Source organism: Streptomyces omiyaensis (assembly GCF_014650895.1).
Lineage (GTDB): Bacteria > Actinomycetota > Actinomycetes > Streptomycetales > Streptomycetaceae > Streptomyces > Streptomyces omiyaensis.
In genome coordinates, this window is the sequence record NZ_BMVV01000005.1 from 40,437 (window position 1) to 59,988 (window position 19,552).

The window sequence follows — 19,552 nt, forward strand, 5'->3', positions numbered from 1 at the left end:
GCGCCGGGGGTCACCCGGTGGGGGCGAGGAAGCGTTCCCGGACGCGGGCGAGGGTGCGGAAGTCGTCGATGGTGACCTCCTGGAGGTCGATCGACGTGCCGGAGATGTCCTCCAGGAGGTCGATGAACTCGAGGAAGTCCATGGAGTCGATGAGCCGCGCCTCGATCAGGTCCTCGTCGGTGTCGATGGGCCCGTCGAGGCCGGGGTTCTTCTCCTGGAGCCAGGCGGTGACGCGTTCCATGGGCTGTTCTCTCCGCTCCGTGCTGGTCTGCTGAGGGGTGTCAGGGGGTGGGGGTGACGGTGGCCGCGCGGAGGCGGTCGAGGGCCTGCTCGGGGCCGCCGTGGGCGAGGAGCAGGGCGCGCACCCAGCGCTCGACGCCGAAGGCGACGCAGGCGCTGTAGGCGGGGCCGTGGCTGCCGGCGCGGATGTCCAGGCGCTCGCCGAAGAAGTTGCGGTGGCGGTTGACGGAGGCGATGGCGGTGCCGTCGGGGGCGCTGTACTCGTGCTTGACGGGGTCGAGGGCCATCAGGCGGGCGCGGGAGCCGCCCTTATCGTAGAAGGGGTCGTCGGCGGTGGCGCGGGTCAGGTCGAGGCCGAGGCGCCCGGCGGTCTCCTGGATGAACGCGCCGCCGCGCTCCAGGTGTTCGACGGCGCCTTCCTTGGTGCCCAGGTAGACCACCTCGCGCATGTGGAAGCCCCAGAGGCGGCGCAGGCCGTCGTAGTGGGTCTCGTTGCGGAAGCAGCGGCCTGCGGCGGAGAGCCGCAGGCCCTCCTCGCCGACGTCGGCGCCCTCCAGGGAGAGCAGCAGGCCGTAGCAGGTGGCGGAGGGCAGGAGGTAGCCGGTGGGTTCGAGGGGGCGGTCTCCGGGGGCCTGGCCGGCGGCGAGGACGTCGTGGGACTCGGGGGCGAACCGCCCGGCCGAGACGCCGAGGTGGGGGAAGTTGCGGAAGTAGTCGAGGCGGGCGAGGCCGTCGGCGGCGAGCAGCGGCGGGCCGGTCACCTCGGGGGCGGAGAGCCGGGCGGCGAGTCCGGCGAGGAGCGCGTCGAGGCCGCGCAGCAGGGCGGTGTGCACCGGATCCAGCGTGATCAGTCCCGGGCCGGGGCTTCTGAGGGCGGCGGCGGGCGGGGTCGTGGCGCTGGGTGTGCTCATGGAACCGTTCCCTCTCGGCGTGGTCGGTCGGTCGGGGCGTCGGTCGTGCGGGCGCGGGCCGCCGCCCCCGTGCCGGTGGCGGACGTCGGCGGGGCGGCGGGCGGGGCCCTGCTCTCGGTCGCCGTCGACCGGGGCGCAGCGGTCGGGCCGGGACCGACCGGTCGAGTCGGTTCCGGCTCTGCGCAGTGGCGACAGTAGGCGAGTCGCCCGATGGTTGTCTAGACCAAAGATCCCGCCCCAACGGGGGCGCGGAAGGCGCGATTTCGGGCCATCGGCCGACACGCGCGGCATACCGCCGGGTCACTTGACACCGATCATGGTCTACACCAATTCTGTCCCTCGTCCCCCGCGGTCCCCCCACCGTCGCCAGGTCCGCGCCCCCGTCCCGCCGTGCCCCGCTCCCCCACGCCCGCACGCCGTCCGACTCCCGCCTGGAGGGACCCTTGACGACCACACCCGCCGCCCCGCGCCGCCCGCGCGCCCCCTACCTCCACCGGGCCGCCACCGAGCGCCCCTACTTCAGCGCCGACGGCGAGTCCTACCTCGCCGCGACCACCCTGCGGGAGCTGCGCAAGACCCGGCCGCTGCGGGTGCTCTCCGAGGAGGACTTCGCGCACTGGCAGACGTACGGATACGTCATCGTGCGCGAGGCCATCCCCGCCGCGGCGGCCCGCCGGCTTCTCGACTTCGCCTGGGACTTCCAGGGCCTCGACCCGGACCGGCCCGACAGCTGGTACGAGGACCGGCCGTTCCGCTCCGAGCTGGACCAGCAGCTGCACATCTACGGCTTCGTCGAGGCGTACCACCACCAGCTGCTCTGGGACAGCCGCCAGGCGCAGCGGGTCTACGACGCCTTCGTCGACGTCTGGGACTGCGAGGAGCTCTGGGTCACCCTCGACCGGCTCAACCTCAACCCGCCCAACGTCCGCAACCGCGACCGCGCCCTCATCGAACCCACCGACCGGGGCTTCGACATCGAGCTGCACTGGGACATCGACACCACCCTCGGCGTGCCCCCGCAGCGCGTGCAGGGCATCATCGCGCTCAACGACACCAGCCCCGAGACCGGCGGCTTCCAGTGCGGCCCGGAGCTCTTCCGCCGCTTCGAGGAGTGGAAGCGGGACCAGCCCGCCGGCCGCGACCCGATCCGCCCCGACCTGGACCGCACCGCCTACCCCGTCGTCCGCCCCGACCTGCGCCCCGGCGACCTGCTCATCTGGAACGGCCTGCTCGCCCACGGCGTCGCCCGCAACGCCTCCGCCGACGGCGTCCGCGCGGTGCAGTACCTGTCGATGATGCCCGCCCTGGAGGAGCACGCGAAGCTGCGCCGCTCCCGCGTCGAGTCCTGGCGCCACCTGCGCACCCCGCGCTGGAACCGCACCCTCGTCGGCGACCCCGTGCTGCACGAGTCCAAGCGCTACCCGACCGCCGGACTCACCCCGCTCGGCTCCCGGCTGCTCGGCCTCACCTCCTGGCACGAGGAGGCCGACGCGGCCGAGCCCGCCCCGCCGACCGGGGAGCCCGCGTGCGCCGCGTCTGCCTGACCCTGCCCACCCACCGGGCCTGTACGGCGACGATCGCGGCGGTCGCCGGGGAAGCCGCCTACGGGGCACGGGAGTTCGGCGTCGAGGTGCACCTGCTGATCCTCGACTCCTCGGCCCCCGCCGACCTCGCCGCCCACCGGGCCGCGGTGGCCGCCCTGCCCCCGGCGCCCGGCGTCGTCGTCCACCACCTCGACGAGGACCGGCAGCGCGCCTTCCTGCGCGAGGTCCTGGCCTCCGCCCGGCCCGACGACGCGGACCGGCTGCTCGACCTGATGCTCCCGGCCGGGGTGTCGTACGGCGCCTGCACCAACCGCGCCTTCCTCCTCGCCGAGGCGCTCGGCTGCGCCTCGGTGCACCGCCGGGACTCCGACAGCCGCTACCAGCTCCTCGACGGGGAACCGGTCTTCCCGATCCACCACGAGCTCACCGCGCTCGGCCGGCCGGCGGCGGACGTCGCCGCCGAGGTCACCCGCGGACGGCTCGACCCCGGCTGCGCGGACCGGACGGTCGTCCTGGCCGGCGCGTCCTTCATCGGCGCGCTCTCGGTCGACGTCGCCGAGCTCCGCGCCCTCGACCCGGAGGCGTACCACGAGGTCGTCGGCCTCTCGGTGCCCGCCGGCCACCCGGAGATCTGGCGCCGGAACCTGATCGACGAGGCGTTCCGGGGTGCGGGCACCACGCCGTTCACCACCGACACGACGACGCTCACCCTCGTCAGCCCCACCCGGGTCGACATGTGCAACGTCGCCCTCGGCCGGGAGGTCTACGGCCGGGTGCCGCTGCCGCCCGCCACCGACACCATCGGCACCGACTACTTCCTCCTGCACCTCGTGCGCAACGCCCGGCTGCCCGGCGTCCTGCACAACCGGCACATCGTCAACTACCACACGGAGGAGCGCCGTTCCGACGCGGGATTCCTCGCCTACCAGCTCCGGTTCGCGAAGTACCTGCTCGCCACCGCCCACCTCGACACGGTGTACGCGGGCCTCGCCGCGACCGGTGACGGACTCCTCGACGCCGCCGGCCGGGTGCGGCCCGACGCCGTCGCCGCCCTCGTCCGCGAGAGCACCCTGATCGACCCGGCCGGGAACGAGGCCCGGCTCGACGTCCTCGACCGCCGCTACCGCTCCCTCGGCGGCCGGTACGCCACCGCCGCCGCGCTCTTCGCGGACCGGCGCGACCGGCTCCTCGCCGAGGCCGCCTCCGGCATGACGGACTTCGCCCGGCTCGTCGACGCCTGGGGCTCCCTGACCGCGCACGCGAAAGGCACCGCCGTGAACCACCCGCCGCGCCCCCGGACCGCGCACGCCCCGGCCGTGACGCCGTGACGACCGCGCACGCCCCGGACGGCGTCACCGGCTCCCGCACCCTCACCGTCCGCTACACCGGCGGAGGCGCGCGGCGGGGGCCCGTCACCATGGGCCAGGCGAACATGATCCGCTGCATCCTGCGGGACGAGCCCGACACCATCAACATCCACGACGTGTGGCCGGTCCCGGACGGCACCGGGATGGACCGGGCGCTCGACGCGCTCGCCGCCCTCGCCGTACGCCACGAGGCCCTGCGCACCACCTTCCCCCACGGGCCCGGCGCCGCCGCCCCCGCCGAGCAGGTGGTCGCCCCCGACGGCTCCTTCACCGTCACCGTCCTCGACCACGACGCGCTCCCCGAGGACCCCGACGCCTACGCCGAGGCGTTGGCCCGCGCGGCCCGCGACACCCGCTTCCGCCTCGACCTCGACTTCCCGCTGCGGCTGCGGATCCTCGCCCGCGCCGGCCGGCCCGTCCGCGTCGCCCTCGCCGCCAGCCACGCGGTCACCGACGGTTCCGCCCTCGGCGTCCTGCGGGACGAATGGCTCGCCCTCCTCCGCGGCGAGCCGCTGCCGCCGGTCACCGCGCTCACCCCGCTCGACCTGGCCGCCGAGGAGCACAGCCCGGCCGGGCGCCGCAAGTCCGCCGCCTCGCTGGCCCACTGGGAACGCATCCTGCGCACCGGACCGCAGGCGATGTTCGCCGAGGACGGCGCCGCCGGGACCGAGACGGACACCCCGGGCCTCACCCTGCGCTCGGCGCGCGGCGCCCGGGCGCTCGCCGCCGCCGCCCGGCGCACCGGCGCGCTCCCCGGCACGGTGCTGCTCACCGCCTGGTGCGTGCTCACCGCGCACCGGGCCGGACAGTCCGTCTGCGTGGCCGCCGTGCCCACCTCCAACCGCTTCCTGCCGAAGCTCGCCCGCTCGGTGAGCACCCTCTCCCAGGACGCCCTCCTCGACCTCGACGTGCGCGCGCCGTCCTTCGACGCGCTCCTCGCCAAGGCGTGGGGCGCGGCGATGAACGCGTACCGGCACAGCCGCTTCGACGCGCTGGACCTGTGGGAGCTGATCGGCCGGGTCACGACCGAGCGCGGCAGCCAGTTCGCGCGCGACGCCGTCTTCAACGACATCAGCGCGCTGCCCGCGACCCTGGCGGCCGCGGCGGCGCCCGACGGCGACGCGCCCGAGCTGGAGCTCGTCTGGGGCGCCGGGCAGACGCTGCCGACGCGGCTGCTGACCTTCGTGTACGAGACGGAGCCGGTCCTGCGGTTCGCGACCTGGGCCGATCCCGCGCTGTTCCCCCGGGGCGCGGCCGAGGAGCTGGCCACCGGGCTCGTCCGGCTCCTGGAGGCGGTGGCGGAGTCCGACGTGCCGCTCGGCGCGGCCGGCCCGCTCACCGAGCTGACGGGGGTGCGGCCGGTGGCGCGCGGGCCGGAGTGGGTGCGGGTGGACGGCTGCTGGGTCTCCCCCGCCGCCGTCGCCGAGGCGCTGGCCGGGGCCCTGGGGGGCCGCCCGGTCGAGGTCCTGGTGGAGGACGGGGCGGGCGGTCCGGACGGCCGGGGGCTCACCGCGTACATCGGCGCCGACGAACGGACCTGGCCGGAGGACGAGGTGACGCCCGACGCGGCGCACGCGGCGCTGATGGCGGTCCTGCCGGGGCGTCCCGGGGTGCTCGCCCCGCACCGGTACGTGTTCGTCGAGGGCCCGCCGCGGCAGCCCGCCGCGGCGCAGCGGATTCTCAGGGAAGGGACCGGCCGGGGCCGGGATGCCACATGACCACCGAAGACTCCACCCCGGCGCGGGAGGCCGCGCCGCTGCCCAGCCCGTGGCGGTCCCGTCGCTTCCGGCTCTTCTTCACCGCCCGCAGCGCCTCGCTGCTCGCCGACGGCATGCTGATGGTGTCGGTGACCACCTCGGTCCTCGGCTCCGGGTTCGGCGCCACCGGCGTGGGCTACGCGCTCGCCGCCTGGATGGCGCCGATCGTGCTGCTGATCCTCTTCGGCGGGGTGCTCGCCGACCGGTTCACCCCGCAGGTGATGATGGTCGGCGCGGACGCGGTCCGGGTGGTGGCCATGCTCGTCATGGCCGCGCTGTTCGCCGGGGGCGGCGTACGGCTCTGGCAGATCATGGCCCTGATGGCGGTGAGCGGCGCCGCGACCGCCATGTTCCAGCCGGGCCTGGCGAGCATCGTGCCGCGGGTCGCCGACGACATCCAGCGCGCCAACGCGCTGCTGCGGATCGCCGAGTCGATGGCCACGCTCATCGGCCCGGGCCTGGCCGGTTTCCTGGTGGCCTACGGGGACCTGGCCGGATCGTTCCTGGTGATCGCGGTGGCCTACGCCGTCAGCGCCGCTGGCCTGCTGCCGCTGCGGGGACTCGCCTCCGGGCGCGACGAGGCCGACGGGGACGACGAGAGCTCCGATCCGATGTGGCGGCGGCTCGCCACCGGCTGGCACGAGTTCCGGTCCCGCTCCTGGCTGTGGGGCGTGATCTCGCTGTGGGCGGTGTACGGCCTCTTCGTCTTCGGTCCGTCGCTGCCGCTGGGCGCGGCGCTCCTCACCGAGCAGCACGGCGCCACCGGCTACGGCTGGATCGCGTCGGCCGACGGGCTGGGCACGATCATCGGCGGGCTGCTGGGGATGCGGGTCCGGCCGCGCCGACCGCTGGTGGCGGGCGTGTGCGCGATGTTCTTCTTCGCCCTCAACCCGCTGGCCCCGGCGCTCGGCTGGAACTTCGCCCTCACGGCGGTCACGGGCGCGGTGGCGGGGTGCGGCTTCGCCTTCTGGGGCGTGATGTGGGCGACGAGCGTGCAGTCCCACATCCCGCTGGCGGTGCTGAGCCGGGTCTCCGCCTACGACATCGCCGGCTCGATCATGGTGATCCCGCTGGGCCGGGCGCTGGCGGGTCCGACGGCCGAGTCGTTCGGAGCGGACCGGGTGCTGCTCTTCTCCTCGGCCGTCTCCTTCCTGCTGCTGGCCGCCATGCTCTGTGTGCCCGCCATCCGCGGGCTGCGGCGCCTGGACCGGCCGGCGGGGGACGCGCAGGGGTCCGCGGCCGCGGAGAAGACGCCGGCCGGGGAGAAAGCTCGGGCCGAGGAGAGGACGGCGACCGCGGAGAGGGATCCGGCCGGGGAGAGGACGCCGGCGGCGTCGTAGGCGGTCCCGGGCCGGTCCCCGGCCGGAGGTGCTCCGGCCGGGGACCCTGCGGTCACTCCCAGTCGTCCCAGGACGGCTCGGTCTCGTCCTCGCCGAAGAAGAGCGGCTCGTCCTCCGGGGCCGCGGGGGCGGCGGGCCGGGCCTGCGGGGCGGACCTCCGCGCCGCGGGCGCGGCACCGCCCGTACGGGCCGCCCGCTGGTCCGCCGCCCGGGCGGACTCCCGGACCGGGGCCGCCTCGGGCGCGGGGGCCGTCGCGGCCGCCTCGTCGCTCCGGTCCTCCGGCCCGGGCCGGACCGGGCCGGCGTCCTGTCCGCCCGGCTCTCCCCGGCCGCCGTCCCGGCCGGTGAACTCGGCGAGCGCCTCCAGGAGGCCCTCGCCGTACTTGGCGAGCTTGGCCTCGCCGACGCCGCCGACGGTGCCGAGCTCGGCGACGCTCGACGGGAGCGTCGTCGCGACCTCGCGGAGCGTGGCGTCGTGGAAGACGACGTACGCGGGGACGCCCGCCTCGCGCGCGGTCGCCGCGCGCCAGGCGCGCAGGGCCTCGAAGACGGGCACGGCGGCGGCGGGCAGGTCCACGGGGACCCGGGCCTTTCCGGAGCGGCCGCCGCTCTCCTTGCGGGGCGCCGCGACCTTGGCGGCCTCCTTGCGCATCGGGACCTCGCGCCGGCCGCCGAGGACCTCGCCGCTGGCCTCGGTGAGGACCAGGGTGCCGTAGTCGCCCTCCACCGCGAGCAGGCCCAGGGCGAGGAGCTGGCGGACGACGCCCCGCCACTCCGCCGTGCCGAGGTCGGCGCCGATGCCGAAGACCGACAGGGTGTCGTGGTCGAACTGGATGACCTTGGCGGTCTTCTTCCCCTGGAGGATGTCGATGATCTGGCCGGCGCCGAACTTCTGGCGCCGCTCGCGGGCCAGCCGCCACACGGTGGAAAGCAGCTTCTGCGCGGCGACCGTGCCGTCCCAGGACTCGGCGGGGGCGAGGCAGGTGTCGCAGTTCCCGCACGGGCCGGACTTCTGGCCGAAGTAGGCGAGCAGGCGGACGCGGCGGCACTCGACGGTCTCGCACAGGGCGAGCATGGCGTCGAGGTGGGCGGCGAGGCCGCGCCGGTGCTGCTCGTCGCCCTCGGAGCCGTCGATCATCTTGCGCTGCTGGACGACGTCCTGGAGGCCGTACGCGAGCCAGGCGGTGGCGGGCTCGCCGTCACGGCCGGCGCGGCCGGTCTCCTGGTAGTAGCCCTCGACGGACTTGGGCAGGTCGAGGTGGGCGACGAAGCGCACGTCGGGCTTGTCGATGCCCATGCCGAAGGCGATGGTCGCCACGACCACGACGCCGTCCTCGCGGAGGAACCGCGCCTGGTTGGCGGCGCGCGTGGCGGCGTCCATGCCCGCGTGGTAGGGGATGGCGTCGACGCCGTGCTCCGCGAGGAAGGCGGCGGTCTTCTCCACGGAGGAGCGCGACAGGCAGTAGACGACGCCGGCGTCCCCGGCGTGCTCGGTGCGGATCAGGTCCAGGAGCTGCCGGGTGGGGCTGTTCTTGCCGACGATGCGGTACTGGATGTTGGGCCGGTCGAAGCTGGCCACGAAGTGGCGCGCCTCCTCCAGACCCAGGCGGGTGGCGATCTCGCCGTGGGTGGCCTCGGTGGCCGTGGCCGTCAGCGCGATCCGGGGCACCTTGGGCCAGCGCTCGTGGAGCAGCGAGAGCGCCAGGTAGTCGGGCCGGAAGTCGTGGCCCCACTGGGAGACGCAGTGCGCCTCGTCGATCGCGAAGACGGAGACCGTGCCCCGGTCCAGCAGCCGCTGGGCGCCCTCGGTGCGCAGCCGCTCGGGGGCCAGGTACAGGAGGTCGAGCTCGCCGGCGAGGAAGGCCTGCTCGACGGTCTGCCGCTCGTAGGGGTCCTGGGTCGAGTTCAGGAACCCGGCCCGGACGCCGAGGGCGTTGAGCGCGTCCACCTGGTCCTGCATCAGCGCGATCAGCGGCGAGACCACCACGCCCGTGCCGGGGCGCACCAGGGCCGGGATCTGGTAGCAGAGCGACTTGCCGCCACCGGTCGGCATGAGCACGAGGGCGTCGCCGCCGGCCACGACGTGGTCGATGATCTCCTGCTGCTCGCCCCGGAAGGAGCTGTACCCGAAGACCCGGTGGAGCACCTCCAGGGCGTCGGGGGATCCGCCGGGGCTCGGGGTCGGGGAGGCGTCGGAAGAAGCGTCGATGAGGGCCACCCGAAAAGCCTAGCCGCCCGGACGGCCCCGCCGGGCCGCCCGCCGCAGCCTGTGGACAACTCCTTCCGGCCAGGTCGCCCGGGGGGACAGGGCTCCGTTCCGCCTCGATACTGGGGAGGGAATCCCTCCTCCCCGAGAGAGGACCCGGACCATGTCCCGGAACACCGCGAAGCAGCCGCACGGCCCGGCCACCGTCACGGTCAAGGGGAGGGACATGCGGCTGCGGACCGTCGCCTTCCTGGTGCTCGCCGCGCTCGCCGTCTGGTTCATCGCGGCCAACACCGGATCGGTCACGATCCGCCTGTGGATACCGACGGTCACGCTCCCGCTCTGGATCGTGCTCACCGTCACCCTCCTCGTCGGCATGCTCCTGGGCCTGTACCTCGCCCGGCGCCGCGACCGGCGCTGACGGCCGCCGTCCGCCGCGGCGGCGCCACGGGCCGCCGTCCGGCCCTCCGCGGGCCCCGTGCGGTCACCGGGCGGGGGCGCCGTGCCGGAGCGGACGGCGAGGGTGGGTTCCCTCGCGAGCCGCCGGAGTCCGTCGCCGCGGCGTTCGATCCGCTCCGGGACGCCCACGGGCTGTCCGTCGACGAAGACCTGCGCGCGGTCGTGGACCCGCCCGGCCTCGATCAGGACCGGGCCCCGCACGGGCAGGGCGGTCTCGTGGAGGACGAAGCCGAAGTCCTGCCCCGGCTCCTCCCCGGACAGCGGGCGGCGGGACCCGGCGGCGTCGCCCGGGAGGCCGGCGCGCTCGCGCAGTCCCGCGCTCGCGTCCGGGGCCACGGTCCGGGGGCGAAACCCGGACCCGGGGGGCGAGCCTGGGACCCGGGGGGCCAGCCTGGGACCCGGGGGGCCAGCCTGGGACCCGGGGGGCGAGCATGGGACCCGGGGGCGAGCATGGGACCCGAGGGGCGGGGGACGTCGGACGGGGGGCGGAGGACCGCGCGGGAGGGCGCTTTCAGATGGTCCCGGACGGAAGGACCCGCTTGGCCCCGAGCAGCACGCGATAGCGCTCGCGCGCCGCGAACTCCTCCGCCCGCCACACCGCGGGAAGGCCGGCCTCGGCGCACAGGTGGAGGAGCTTCCCGCCCCCCGCGCACACGGCGACGTGGGCGCCGTACGCGCGGTCGGCGGAGTTGAAGAGCAGGAGGTCGAGCGGGCGGGCGACCGGCACGCGGACGGTGGCCTCCGTGTCCTCCCAGAGCTCCGAGGAGCGCAGCGGCGGAACGTACAGGCCGAAGTGGCGGAGCACCTCGTAGGCGTACAACTGGCAGTTGGCGCCCGGCGCGAGGCCCGGGCGGGCCGCCACGGAGGCGGCACCCGGGAAACGCGAGCCGTCGTAGCGGACGGTCAGGAAGTCCGCCGGAAGACGGGGGATGATCGACTCCATCCCGCCATCATCCCCGGCACGCGGCGGGACGGTTCCCGGACCGGGACCGTCCCGGACCGAGGAGAGTCCTCTCCCGTTCCGGACGGTCTCCGGGACGGGAGAGGACTCTCCTCAGTCCGGGGGGGTCCCCGGGACGGGACGGGGAGGGCCGGGATGCGGCCGGTCGTTCAGGCGGCGGTCCGGCCGGCCGGGAAGCCGTGGGTCCGCGCCCGGACCACCACCACCAGCACGGGGACCAGCAGCACCACCAGCGTCCAGGGGAAGGCTCCGCTGCCGGTGGTGTCGAGGAGCACTCCGCCGAGGACGCCGCCCGCCGCCATGGCCGCGTTCCACAGCGTCACCAGCATGGCCTGGGCGCCGTCGGCCCGGTCGCCGCCCGCCTCGCCCGCGGCCGTCTGGAGCAGGGTGGGCACGCCGCCCCAGCCCAGCCCCCAGAGCACCGCGGCCAGATGGACGAAGAGGGCGTGCCCGGCGAGGACGCCGAGGACCGCCGCCGCCAGCGCGACCAGCAGGGTCCCGCCGATCGTCAGCCGCCGCAGCTCCCGGTGGATCCGGGCGCCCACGATCCAGATGCTCACGAGCGAGGCCGCCCCGAACTCCAGCAGCACCAGGTCCGTGCTGCCGCCCAGGCCGAGGTCGTCGAGGAAGGCCGCCACGTACGCGTACAGGACGGTGTGGGCCAGGACGAAGACCAGCGTCACGAAGAGCACCGCCGGCACGCCCGGCATCCGCAGGGCCCGCAGCATCCCCGGGCGCTCCCCGGACCGCTGCCCCGGCCGGTCGGGCACCGCGGCCGCGATCCATCCCAGGAGCACCAGGGTCAGGCCGGTCACCACCAGGAACGCGACCCGCCAGTCGGTCACCCCGCCCAGATAGGTCCCCGCGGGCACGCCCAGCGAGAGCGCGACCGGGATGCCCGCCATGGCGACGGCGATCGCCCGGCCCTCCAGCCCCGCGGGGGCCAGCCGCCGCGCGTACCCCGCCAGCAGGGCCCAGGCGAGCCCGGCCGCGACGCCCGCGACGAAGCGCGCGCCCATCGTCAGGGCGTACACGGAGGAGACGGCGGTCACCGTGTTGGCGACGGCGAACCCGGTCATGGAGGCCAGCAGCAGCCGCTTGCGCGGCCACCCGGCCGTCGCCGCGGCCAGCGGTATCGCGGTCAGCGCGGTGCCGAGGGCGTAGACGGTGACCGTCTGGCCGGTGGCCGAGGCGCCGACGCCGAGGTCGCCGCTCATCGCGGGCAGCAGACCGGCGGGGAGGGTCTCGGTGAGGCTGGTGACGAAGACGGCGGTGGCGAGGGCCAGCAGGGCGAGGAGGGGCAGCTTCGGGGCGGGGGAGGCCGGTTCGCGGCCGGGGACGTCCGGCGCGCCGCGGAGGGCGGACGCGTCCGGGGCGCCGCCGGGGACGGCGGTGTCCGTTGCGCCGCCGGGGACGGACGCGTCCGGGGCGCCGCCGGGGACGGGGGTGTCCGTTGCGCCGCCGGGGACGGACGCGTCCGGGGCGCCGCCGGGGACGGGGGTGTCCGTTGCGTCGCCGGGGACGGGGATGTTCGTTCCGTCGCCGGGGGCGGGGGTGCCGGGGTGCGTCGCGGACGTGTCGGGTGTCGTGCTCATGGGTGCTCCGGGTGTGTCGGTCGAGGGGCGGGAGGTGCGGGGGCACCACGTCGGCCGCACGGGCGGGCTCCGTCGCCCGCGGCCGTCCGTCCGCGCCGCCGATCCGACTGTGCGCGCGGGCACTTCGGGAATCCTTCGGGTCCGCTTCGGGCACGGACAGCCCCGAACGGACGACCCCGAGCGGAGGGACACCGGAAGCGCCGGGGACGGCAAGGCGACAAGGCGTCGGGGGTCAGGACCTCAGGACCTCAGGACCTCAGGACCTCAGGACGTCAGGACGTCAGGACGTCAGGACGTCAGGACGTCAGGAGCGGCGGATAGGGTGACCGGCATGCGGTTTGGGGTGCTCGGGCCCGTCGTGGTCCGGAACGACGACGGCGAGGAGGTCACGGTCCCCGAGGCCAAGGTCCGCACGCTGCTCGCCGTGCTGCTGGCCCACGACGGCGAGACGGTCGCGGCGGACCGGCTCGTCGACGCCCTCTGGCCCGCCCGGCTGCCCGCCCGGCCGACCGGTTCCCTCCAGGCGCGGGTCTCCCAGCTGCGCCGGGTCCTCGGCGGGCAGCGCGTGGTGCGCCGCCCCCCGGGGTACCACCTGGACCTGCGTCCGGACGAGGACGAGGTCGACGCCTCACGGTTCCGCGCCCTGGTCGCGCGGGCCGGCGGGGCGGCCGGGGCCCGCGAGCGCGTCGCGCTGCTGACCGAGGCGCTGGAGCTGTGGCGCGGTCCCGCGTACGCGGACTTCGCGGACGCCGCCTTCGCGGGGCCGGTCGCCGCCCGGCTGGAGGAGGAACGGCTCACCGCGCTGGAGGAGCGGGCCCGGGCCCGGCTCGACCTCGGCGGCGACCCCGCCCTCGCCGGGGAGCTGGCCGGACTCGTCGCCGCGCACCCGCTGCGCGAACGACTGCACGCCCTCCGGCTGCGGGCGCTGGACGCCGCCGGCCGCCCGGGCGAGGCGCTCGCCGCGTACGCGGAGGTGCGCCGCCTGCTCGCGGAGGACCTGGGCGTCGGTCCGGGACCCGAGCTGGCCTCCGTACACGCCGCCCTCCTCCGCCGGGACCGGGCCCCGGCGCCCGACACGGGCGTACCGCCGACTCGGCCCGCCGCCGGCGGTGCGTCCGCCCCGCCCGCCCCCGCCCTGCCCGCACCGCCCGCCGCGGGCGCCCTGCCCGCACCGCTGACCCCGCTCATCGGCCGCGACGCGCTGCTCGCCCGCCTGCGGCGCCTCCTCGGCACCGCACGGCAGGTGACGCTCACCGGCCCGGGCGGGGTGGGCAAGACGCGGGTGGCGGTCGCCGCCGCGCGGGCCACGGCGCCGGACGCCTGGCTGGTGGAGTTCGCCGGCGTGCGCTCCGGCTCCGCCGCGGACCTGGCCCAGATCGCCGCCACCGCCCTGGGCCTGCGGGACGACCCGCACGCGGCGGGGCCGGGCGGCCCCGGCCGCTCCCCCGTCGGCCGGCTGGCCGCCGCGCTGCGCGACCGCCGCGGCCTGCTGGTGCTCGACAACTGCGAGCACGTGGTGGAGGCCGCCGCCGAACTGGCCGGGCGACTGCTCGCCGCCGCCCCCGGGCTGCGGGTCCTGGCCACCAGTCAGGAGCCGCTCGGGATGCGCGGCGAGACCGTCGTGCCGGTCGAGCCGCTCGCCGCCCCGGACGCGCTCCGCCTCTTCGCCGAGCGGGCCGCGGCCTCCGCGCCGGGCTTCCCCGCCGACCCCGGCGGGCTCGCCGCCGCCGACCGGGCCGCCGCCGAGGAGGTCTGCCGCCGCCTCGACGGCATCCCGCTCGCCCTCGAACTGGCCGCGACCCGGGTCAGGGCCCTCGGGGTGCCGGAGCTCGCCGCCCGGCTCGACGACCGCTTCCGGCTCCTGGCAGCCGGGCGGCGCGGCGGCCCGGCCCGGCAGCAGACCCTGCGGGCGGTGATCGACTGGAGCTGGGAGCTGCTGGGCCCGTCCGAACGCCTGGTCCTGAGCCGCCTCTCCGTCTTCGGCGACGGCTGCGACCTGGCGGCGGTCGGCGCCGTCGCGGCGGGCGGCGGGGTGGCCGGGGCGGAGGTGTGGGAGCCGGTCGCCCGGCTGGTCGACCGCTCCCTGGTGACCGTGACGACCGGCCCCACCGGTCCCCGCTACGGCCTGCTGGAGTCCGTCGCCGCCTACGCCGCGGAACGGCTGGCCGGGCGGGGCGAGCAGGAAGCGGTGCGCGCGCGGCACCTGGCCCACTACCTGGAGCTGGCGGAGCGCGCCGAGCCTGAGCTGCGCGGCCCCGGCCAGCGCGAGTGCCTCGACCGGCTCGACGCGGAGGCGGGCAACCTGCGCACCGCGCTGGACACGGCGCTCCGGTCGCCCTCCGGTCACGCCTCCGCCGCGCGACTGGCCCGGGCGCTCGTCTGGTGGTGGCTGCTGCGCGGACGCCTCACCGAGGCCCGGCGCACCCTGGGCGCGGTGCTCGACGCCCTCCCGGACGCGAGCCCGGAGGGCGCCGAACTACGTCTTCTGCACCGGGCGTTCACCCTCCTGACCGAGGGCCGCGACACCCCCGACGGCACCGGGCGGCCCGTCCCCGACGCCTCCTTCCCCGAGGCCGCGTTCCCCGGCGGCGCCGGACGGCCCGGTGCCGCCGTCCCCGGCCCCGCCGGGGCCGCCGCCCGCCTCCTCCGCGCCCGGTGGCTCTGCGCGTACGGACTGTTCAGCGCGGGCGCGCCGGAGGAGGCCGAGGCGGTCAACTCGCGGGCGCTGGAGGGTTTCGAGGCCCTGGGCGACACCTGGGGCACGGCGGCCGCGCTGAGCCTGCGGGCCCGGCTGGCCCTGGACCGGGGCGCACTCGCCGAGCTGGGGCGCGACGGGACGCGCGGCGCCCGGCTCTTCCGCGAGATCGGCGACCTCTGGGGGGAGTTGCAGACGGTCCCGCCGCTCGCGGTGCTCGCCGAGATCAAGGGCGCGTACGAGGACGCGGGCCGGCGGCAGCGGGAGGGGCTGCGCCTCGCGCGCGAGCTCGGGCTCACCGCCGAGGTGTCCGCCCGGCTCTCCGGCCTCGGCCGGCTGGCCCTGCTGGACCGCGACTGGGACCGGGCCCGGGCCCTGCACCACGAGGCCCTCGCGATCGCCGCCGAACGGGGCTACGCCTACGCGGAGATCCACGCCCGGATGGGCCTGGCGCTCGGCGCGCGGCGGTCGGGGGACCTCGCGGCCGCCGGCCTCCACCTGGAGCTGCTGCGCGACCGGTTCGCCCGGGCCTCCTCCCCGGCGGGCGAGCACCTGCGCCATGCCGAACTCGGCTTCCTCGCCGAGCTGCGCGGCCGGCCGGACGAGGCGGCCGCGCACCATCTGCGCGCGCTGGCGGTGGCGCGCGTCCTCGGGGAGCCCCGGGCCCTCGCCCTGTGCCTGGAGGGCCTGGCGGGGGCGGTCGCCCCGGCCGCGCCGGACGAGGCGGCCGCGCTCCTCGGCGCGGCGGACGCCGAACGGCGGCGCGTGGACGCCCCGCTGCCCGCGGCGGAGCGCGGCGACGTGGACCGGATCACCGGCGCGCTGCGGGCGGCACTGGGCCCGGCGGCGTTCCGCACCGCCTTCGCGCGCGGGGCCGCGGAGGGCGGCGAGACCGTCCTCGCCCGGCTGCGCCCCCCGGGCGCGGCACCCGTCTGATTCCGAAGGAAGGCCCGGGTCCGCAGGGCCGTCGCGGTTCCCGGGAAGGCGGTGCCGCGCGGCGCTTCGCCCGCGCGTCCGGCCGTGGCCGGACGCCCTCGGCCGATCGGGGGCCCGGTCGGGACGGGGCCGGCGCGGAGCCGGTCCCCTCACGGGCGTCCGGAACGGCACGCCCCGTACGCTTCCGGGCGTGACGACTGTTGCCCTGGCCCTGACCGAAGGCATGCTGCACTTCGAACTGTCGCTGGCGATCGAGGTGTTCGGCTCCGACCTGACCCACATCGTCGATCCCTGGTACGACTTCGCGCTCTGCGGCCCCGGTCCCGTCCGGGTGGGCCGCTTCCGGCTGGAGCCCGACCGCGGGCTCGGCCACCTCCGGCACGCCGACACCGTGATCGTGCCCGGCTGGGCCGACGTCGACCGGGACCCGCCGGCCGAACTCGTCGACGCCGTACGGGCGGCGCACGAGGCGGGGGCGCGCGTGGCCTCCCTGTGCACCGGCGCCTTCGTGCTCGCCGCCGCGGGCCTCCTGGACGGCCGGCGCGCGACCACGCACTGGGCGCACACCGGCGAACTGACCCGGCGTCACCCCCGGGTGACGGTCGACCCCGACGTCCTCTACGTGGACGGCGGCAGCGTGCTCACCTCCGCGGGCAAGGCGGCCGCCATGGACCTCTGCCTGCACCTGGTCCGCCTCGACCACGGGTCGGCCGTCGCCAACACCGTCGCCCGGCGCCTGGTCGTCCCCCCGCACCGGGACGGGGGCCAGGCCCAGTTCGTGACCACCCCCGTGCCCGCCCCCGGCAACCATCCGCTGGCCCGGCTCCTCCCGTGGGCGCTGCTCCGCCTCGACCGGGCGCTCACGGTGGAGGACCTGGCCCGCGAGGCCGGGATGAGCTCACGCCATCTGGCCCGCCACTTCCGGTCGGTCACCGGCACCACGCCCCTCCAGTGGCTCCACACCCAGCGCATCCGCCACGCGCAGGAGCTCCTGGAGACCACCGACGACACCGTGGACACCATCGCGACCGCCACCGGCATGGGCACCGCCACCACCCTGCGGCGCCACTTCGCCCGCACCGTGGGGGTCCCTCCGGACGCCTACCGCCGCACCTTCCGCACCCGCGCCCGCCCCGCCCCCGCGCCGCGGGGCTGACCCGGCCGGCGCTAGCGGGGGAAGCGGAACTCGGTGCGGCGGCGGGCGGTGGCGCCGGGGCGCAGGACGGGGGTGGGGTACGCGGGGCGGTTGGGCGCGTCGGGGTAGTGCTGGGCCTCCAGGCAGACCGCGCCGTGGCGGAGGAGGGGGCGGCCGCCGGGGTCGGCCAGGGTGCCGTCGAGCTGGTTCGCCGTGTAGACCTGGAGGCCGGGGGCGGTCGTCCAGACCTCCATGACGCGGGTGCCCCCGGGGGCGGCGAGGCGGGCGGCCCGGCGGGGTTCCGGCGACTCGGCGCCGGCGAGGGTCCAGCAGTGGTCGTAGCCGCCCGCGAGGCGGAGCTGCGCGTCGGCGGGGTCGAGGACGGTGTCGCGCAGGCGGCGGGGGACGGCGAGGTCGAAGGGGGTCCCCGCGGGGTCCTCCGGCGGGCCGAGCGGGATGCCGGTGGGGTCGACGGGGAGGTAGCCGGTGGCGTCGACCTGGAGGGTGTGGTCGAGGACGTCGCCTCCGTCCGCCGCGAGGTTGAAGTAGGCGTGGCCGGCGAGGCTGACGACGGTCGGGCGGTCCGTGGTGGCCTCGTACTCCAGGGAGAGGGTGCCGGCGGCGTCCAGCGCGTACGTGACGGTGACGTCGAGGGTGCCCGGGAAGCCCATGTCCCCGTGGGGGCTGTGCAGCGTGAGCCGCAGGGCGGCGGTGTCGCCGTCGACGACGGGCTCGGCCCGCCAGACCCGGGTGTCGAAGCCCTCGGGCCCGCCGTGCAGGGCGTGGCCCCGGTCGTTCGCGGGGACGTGGTGGGTGACGCCGTCGAGGGTGAAGCGGCCGTGGGCGATGCGGTTGGCGTACCGGCCGACGAGCGCGCCGAGGTACGGGCTCTTCTCGGCGTACTGGTCGAGCGTGCCGAGCGAGAGGACCACGTTGTCCGTGCGGCCCCGGGCGTCGGGGACGCCGAGGGCGTGCAGGACGCCGCCGTACGTGAGGACCTCCGCGTACGCGCCGGAGGGCGACGCCAGGTGCCAGAGGGTGACCTCCTCCCCGGCGGGGGTGGTGCCGAAGGGACGGTGGCGGATGGCGGGTCGGGGCATGGGGGTCCTCGGGCCGGGGGGAAGGGAGGGGGCGGAGCGGGGGCGGGCAGGGGGAGCGGGGAAGGGGCGGGGGACGGCCCCGGGTGGGCGGGGCCCCGGACGGGCGGGGGAACCCCGTGCGGGCTCAGGGGGCGTCGACGGGCGGGGCGGTGGCCGAGGCGGCCTCCGTCGCGGTGACCGGGGTGGCCTCCGTCGCGGCGGCCGGGGTGGCCTCCGTCGCGGCGGCCGGGGGTCCGGCCACCGTGTGGGAGCCGCCGGTGGATTCGCGGACGACCAGTTGGTACCCCGGGCGGATGCGGCGCGGCTCGGTCACCGGCTCGCCCGCGAGGCGCGCCACCAGCCGGTCGACGGCCTGGCGGGCGATGGCCCGCTTGTCCGGGGCGACGGTGGTCAGGCTGATCGCGCCGTACCGGCTCTCCTCGATGTCGTCGAAGCCGACCACGGCGATGTCCTCGGGGACCCGCAGGCCCCGCTCGGTGAGGGTGCGCAGCGCGCCGAGGGCGATCAGGTCGTTGTAGGCGAAGACGGCGTCCGGGCGGACGCCGCGGTCGAGGAGGGCGGCCATCGCGTCGGCGCCGTCGCCCCGGCCGTAGCCGTCGGTGGCGACGACGAGACGGTCGTCGGGTTCCACGCCGGCCGCGGTGAGCTCCTCCCGCCAGCCGCGCAGCCGCAGGTGGGCGGGCTGGCGCTCGCGGCCGGTGCGGGATCCGAGGAAGGCGATGCGGCGCCGGCCGAGGTCGAGGAGGTGCCGGACCGCGCTGCGGGCCGCGGCGACGTTGTCGATGGCGATCTGGTCGTACGGGGCGTCGTACTCCCGCTCGCCGAGGAGGACGAGCGGCGACGTCTCCTGGCGGGCGAGCAGGTCGCCGTTCTCCAGGTGGATGGGGCTGAGGATCAGCCCGTCGATGACGTGGGAGCGGAACTCCTGGCAGACCAGCAGCTCCCGCTCCCGCAGCCCCGCCGTGTGGTCGACGAGCACGGTGTAGTCGTGCTGGGCGGCCGCGTCGATCACCGCTCCGGCCAGCTCAGCGAAGTACGGGTTGCCCAGCTCGGGGACGGCGAAGGCGATGATGCCGGTCCGCCCCTTGCGGAGGTGGCGGGCCGTGAGGTTCGGCCGGTAGCCGAGCTCGTCGATGGCCCGCTGCACCTTGGCCCGCATCTGCGGGGTGACGTGGGGATAGTTGTTGACCACGTTGGAGACGGTCTTGATGGAGACGCCCGCCCTCTGCGCGACGTCCTTGAGGCTGACGCCCACGGGACTCCTCTGGTTCGGCTCTGCCGGCCGGCGTCGGTTCTTCCGTTTTCC

At 76.6% G+C, this 19,552-nt stretch carries 14 protein-coding genes and 1 pseudogene; 7 read left to right on the top strand and 8 right to left on the bottom strand.

Annotated elements, in window-relative coordinates; genetic code table 11:
• Nucleotides 1-10: 10 nt before the first annotated feature.
• Together IE287_RS10530 and IE287_RS10535 are read right to left on the bottom strand one after the other, a co-directional pair.
• Nucleotides 11-241, bottom strand: coding sequence for an acyl carrier protein (locus IE287_RS10530; protein WP_189848697.1), 231 nt, complete (start codon nucleotides 239-241; stop codon nucleotides 11-13).
• 40 nt (nucleotides 242-281) lie between these two features.
• Complete coding sequence (locus IE287_RS10535) at nucleotides 282-1,151, bottom strand: class-II aminoacyl-tRNA synthetase family protein (RefSeq protein ID WP_189848698.1); 870 nt, start codon at nucleotides 1,149-1,151, stop codon at nucleotides 282-284.
• Between the two features lie 443 nt (nucleotides 1,152-1,594).
• Here IE287_RS10535 and IE287_RS10540 point away from each other — a divergent pair, with 443 nt between their 5' ends.
• From IE287_RS10540 to IE287_RS10555, 4 genes are read left to right on the top strand one after another with little or no spacing between them, the layout of a single operon-like run.
• Nucleotides 1,595-2,695 (top strand): phytanoyl-CoA dioxygenase family protein, encoded by a 1,101-nt coding sequence (locus IE287_RS10540; RefSeq protein WP_189848699.1) that lies wholly within the window; start codon nucleotides 1,595-1,597, stop codon nucleotides 2,693-2,695.
• The gene (locus IE287_RS10545) at nucleotides 2,677-4,023 is read left to right on the top strand and encodes a DUF6271 family protein (protein ID WP_189848700.1); all 1,347 of its coding nucleotides are present in this window, start codon (nucleotides 2,677-2,679) and stop codon (nucleotides 4,021-4,023) included. Before IE287_RS10540 ends, IE287_RS10545 begins: the two co-directional genes overlap by 19 nt.
• Nucleotides 4,020-5,780, top strand: coding sequence for a condensation domain-containing protein (locus IE287_RS10550; protein WP_229883391.1), 1,761 nt, complete (start codon nucleotides 4,020-4,022; stop codon nucleotides 5,778-5,780). Before IE287_RS10545 ends, IE287_RS10550 begins: the two co-directional genes overlap by 4 nt.
• Nucleotides 5,777-7,159 carry an MFS transporter gene (locus IE287_RS10555; RefSeq protein WP_189848701.1) on the top strand — a complete coding sequence of 461 codons (1,383 nt, stop codon included), beginning with the start codon at nucleotides 5,777-5,779 and terminating at the stop codon, nucleotides 7,157-7,159. Before IE287_RS10550 ends, IE287_RS10555 begins: the two co-directional genes overlap by 4 nt.
• 52 nt (nucleotides 7,160-7,211) lie before the next feature.
• On the opposite strand, the gene recQ is transcribed toward IE287_RS10555, so the two are convergent.
• Complete coding sequence (gene recQ, locus IE287_RS10560; RefSeq protein WP_189848894.1) at nucleotides 7,212-9,368, bottom strand: DNA helicase RecQ; 2,157 nt, start codon at nucleotides 9,366-9,368, stop codon at nucleotides 7,212-7,214.
• A 160-nt stretch (nucleotides 9,369-9,528) separates the two neighbouring features.
• On the opposite strand from recQ, the gene IE287_RS10565 reads away from it, so the two are divergent.
• Complete coding sequence (locus tag IE287_RS10565; RefSeq protein WP_189848702.1) at nucleotides 9,529-9,786, top strand: LapA family protein; 258 nt, start codon at nucleotides 9,529-9,531, stop codon at nucleotides 9,784-9,786.
• 158 nt (nucleotides 9,787-9,944) lie between these two features.
• Here the strand turns inward: IE287_RS10565 and IE287_RS39405 are convergent.
• From IE287_RS39405 to IE287_RS10575, 3 genes and pseudogenes are all read right to left on the bottom strand, one after another.
• Nucleotides 9,945-10,160: pseudogene (locus IE287_RS39405) on the bottom strand (glycoside hydrolase family 35 protein); the annotation flags it as partial.
• A gap of 175 nt (nucleotides 10,161-10,335) precedes the next feature.
• On the bottom strand, nucleotides 10,336-10,767 hold the full coding sequence (locus tag IE287_RS10570) for an NlpC/P60 family protein (RefSeq protein WP_189848703.1): 432 nt from the start codon (nucleotides 10,765-10,767) through the stop codon (nucleotides 10,336-10,338).
• Nucleotides 10,768-10,934: 167 nt separating this feature from the next.
• Nucleotides 10,935-12,380: an MFS transporter gene (locus IE287_RS10575; protein ID WP_229883392.1), complete on the bottom strand. Its 1,446-nt coding sequence runs from the start codon at nucleotides 12,378-12,380 to the stop codon at nucleotides 10,935-10,937.
• 331 nt (nucleotides 12,381-12,711) lie between these two features.
• Between IE287_RS10575 and IE287_RS10580 the strand changes: the two genes are divergently transcribed.
• Both IE287_RS10580 and IE287_RS10585 read left to right on the top strand, forming a co-directional pair.
• Nucleotides 12,712-16,011 (top strand): ATP-binding protein, encoded by a 3,300-nt coding sequence (locus IE287_RS10580; RefSeq protein WP_189848704.1) that lies wholly within the window; start codon nucleotides 12,712-12,714, stop codon nucleotides 16,009-16,011.
• Nucleotides 16,012-16,201: 190 nt separating this feature from the next.
• Nucleotides 16,202-17,167: a helix-turn-helix domain-containing protein gene (locus IE287_RS10585; RefSeq protein ID WP_189848705.1), complete on the top strand. Its 966-nt coding sequence runs from the start codon at nucleotides 16,202-16,204 to the stop codon at nucleotides 17,165-17,167.
• 11 nt (nucleotides 17,168-17,178) lie between these two features.
• Here IE287_RS10585 and IE287_RS10590 read toward each other — a convergent pair whose 3' ends face one another.
• Nucleotides 17,179-18,246, bottom strand: coding sequence for an aldose epimerase family protein (locus IE287_RS10590; RefSeq protein WP_189848706.1), 1,068 nt, complete (start codon nucleotides 18,244-18,246; stop codon nucleotides 17,179-17,181).
• A 124-nt stretch (nucleotides 18,247-18,370) separates the two neighbouring features.
• Entirely contained in the window at nucleotides 18,371-19,501 is a 1,131-nt protein-coding gene (locus IE287_RS10595) for a LacI family DNA-binding transcriptional regulator (RefSeq protein ID WP_189848707.1), read from the bottom strand.
• Nucleotides 19,502-19,552 lie beyond the last annotated feature (51 nt).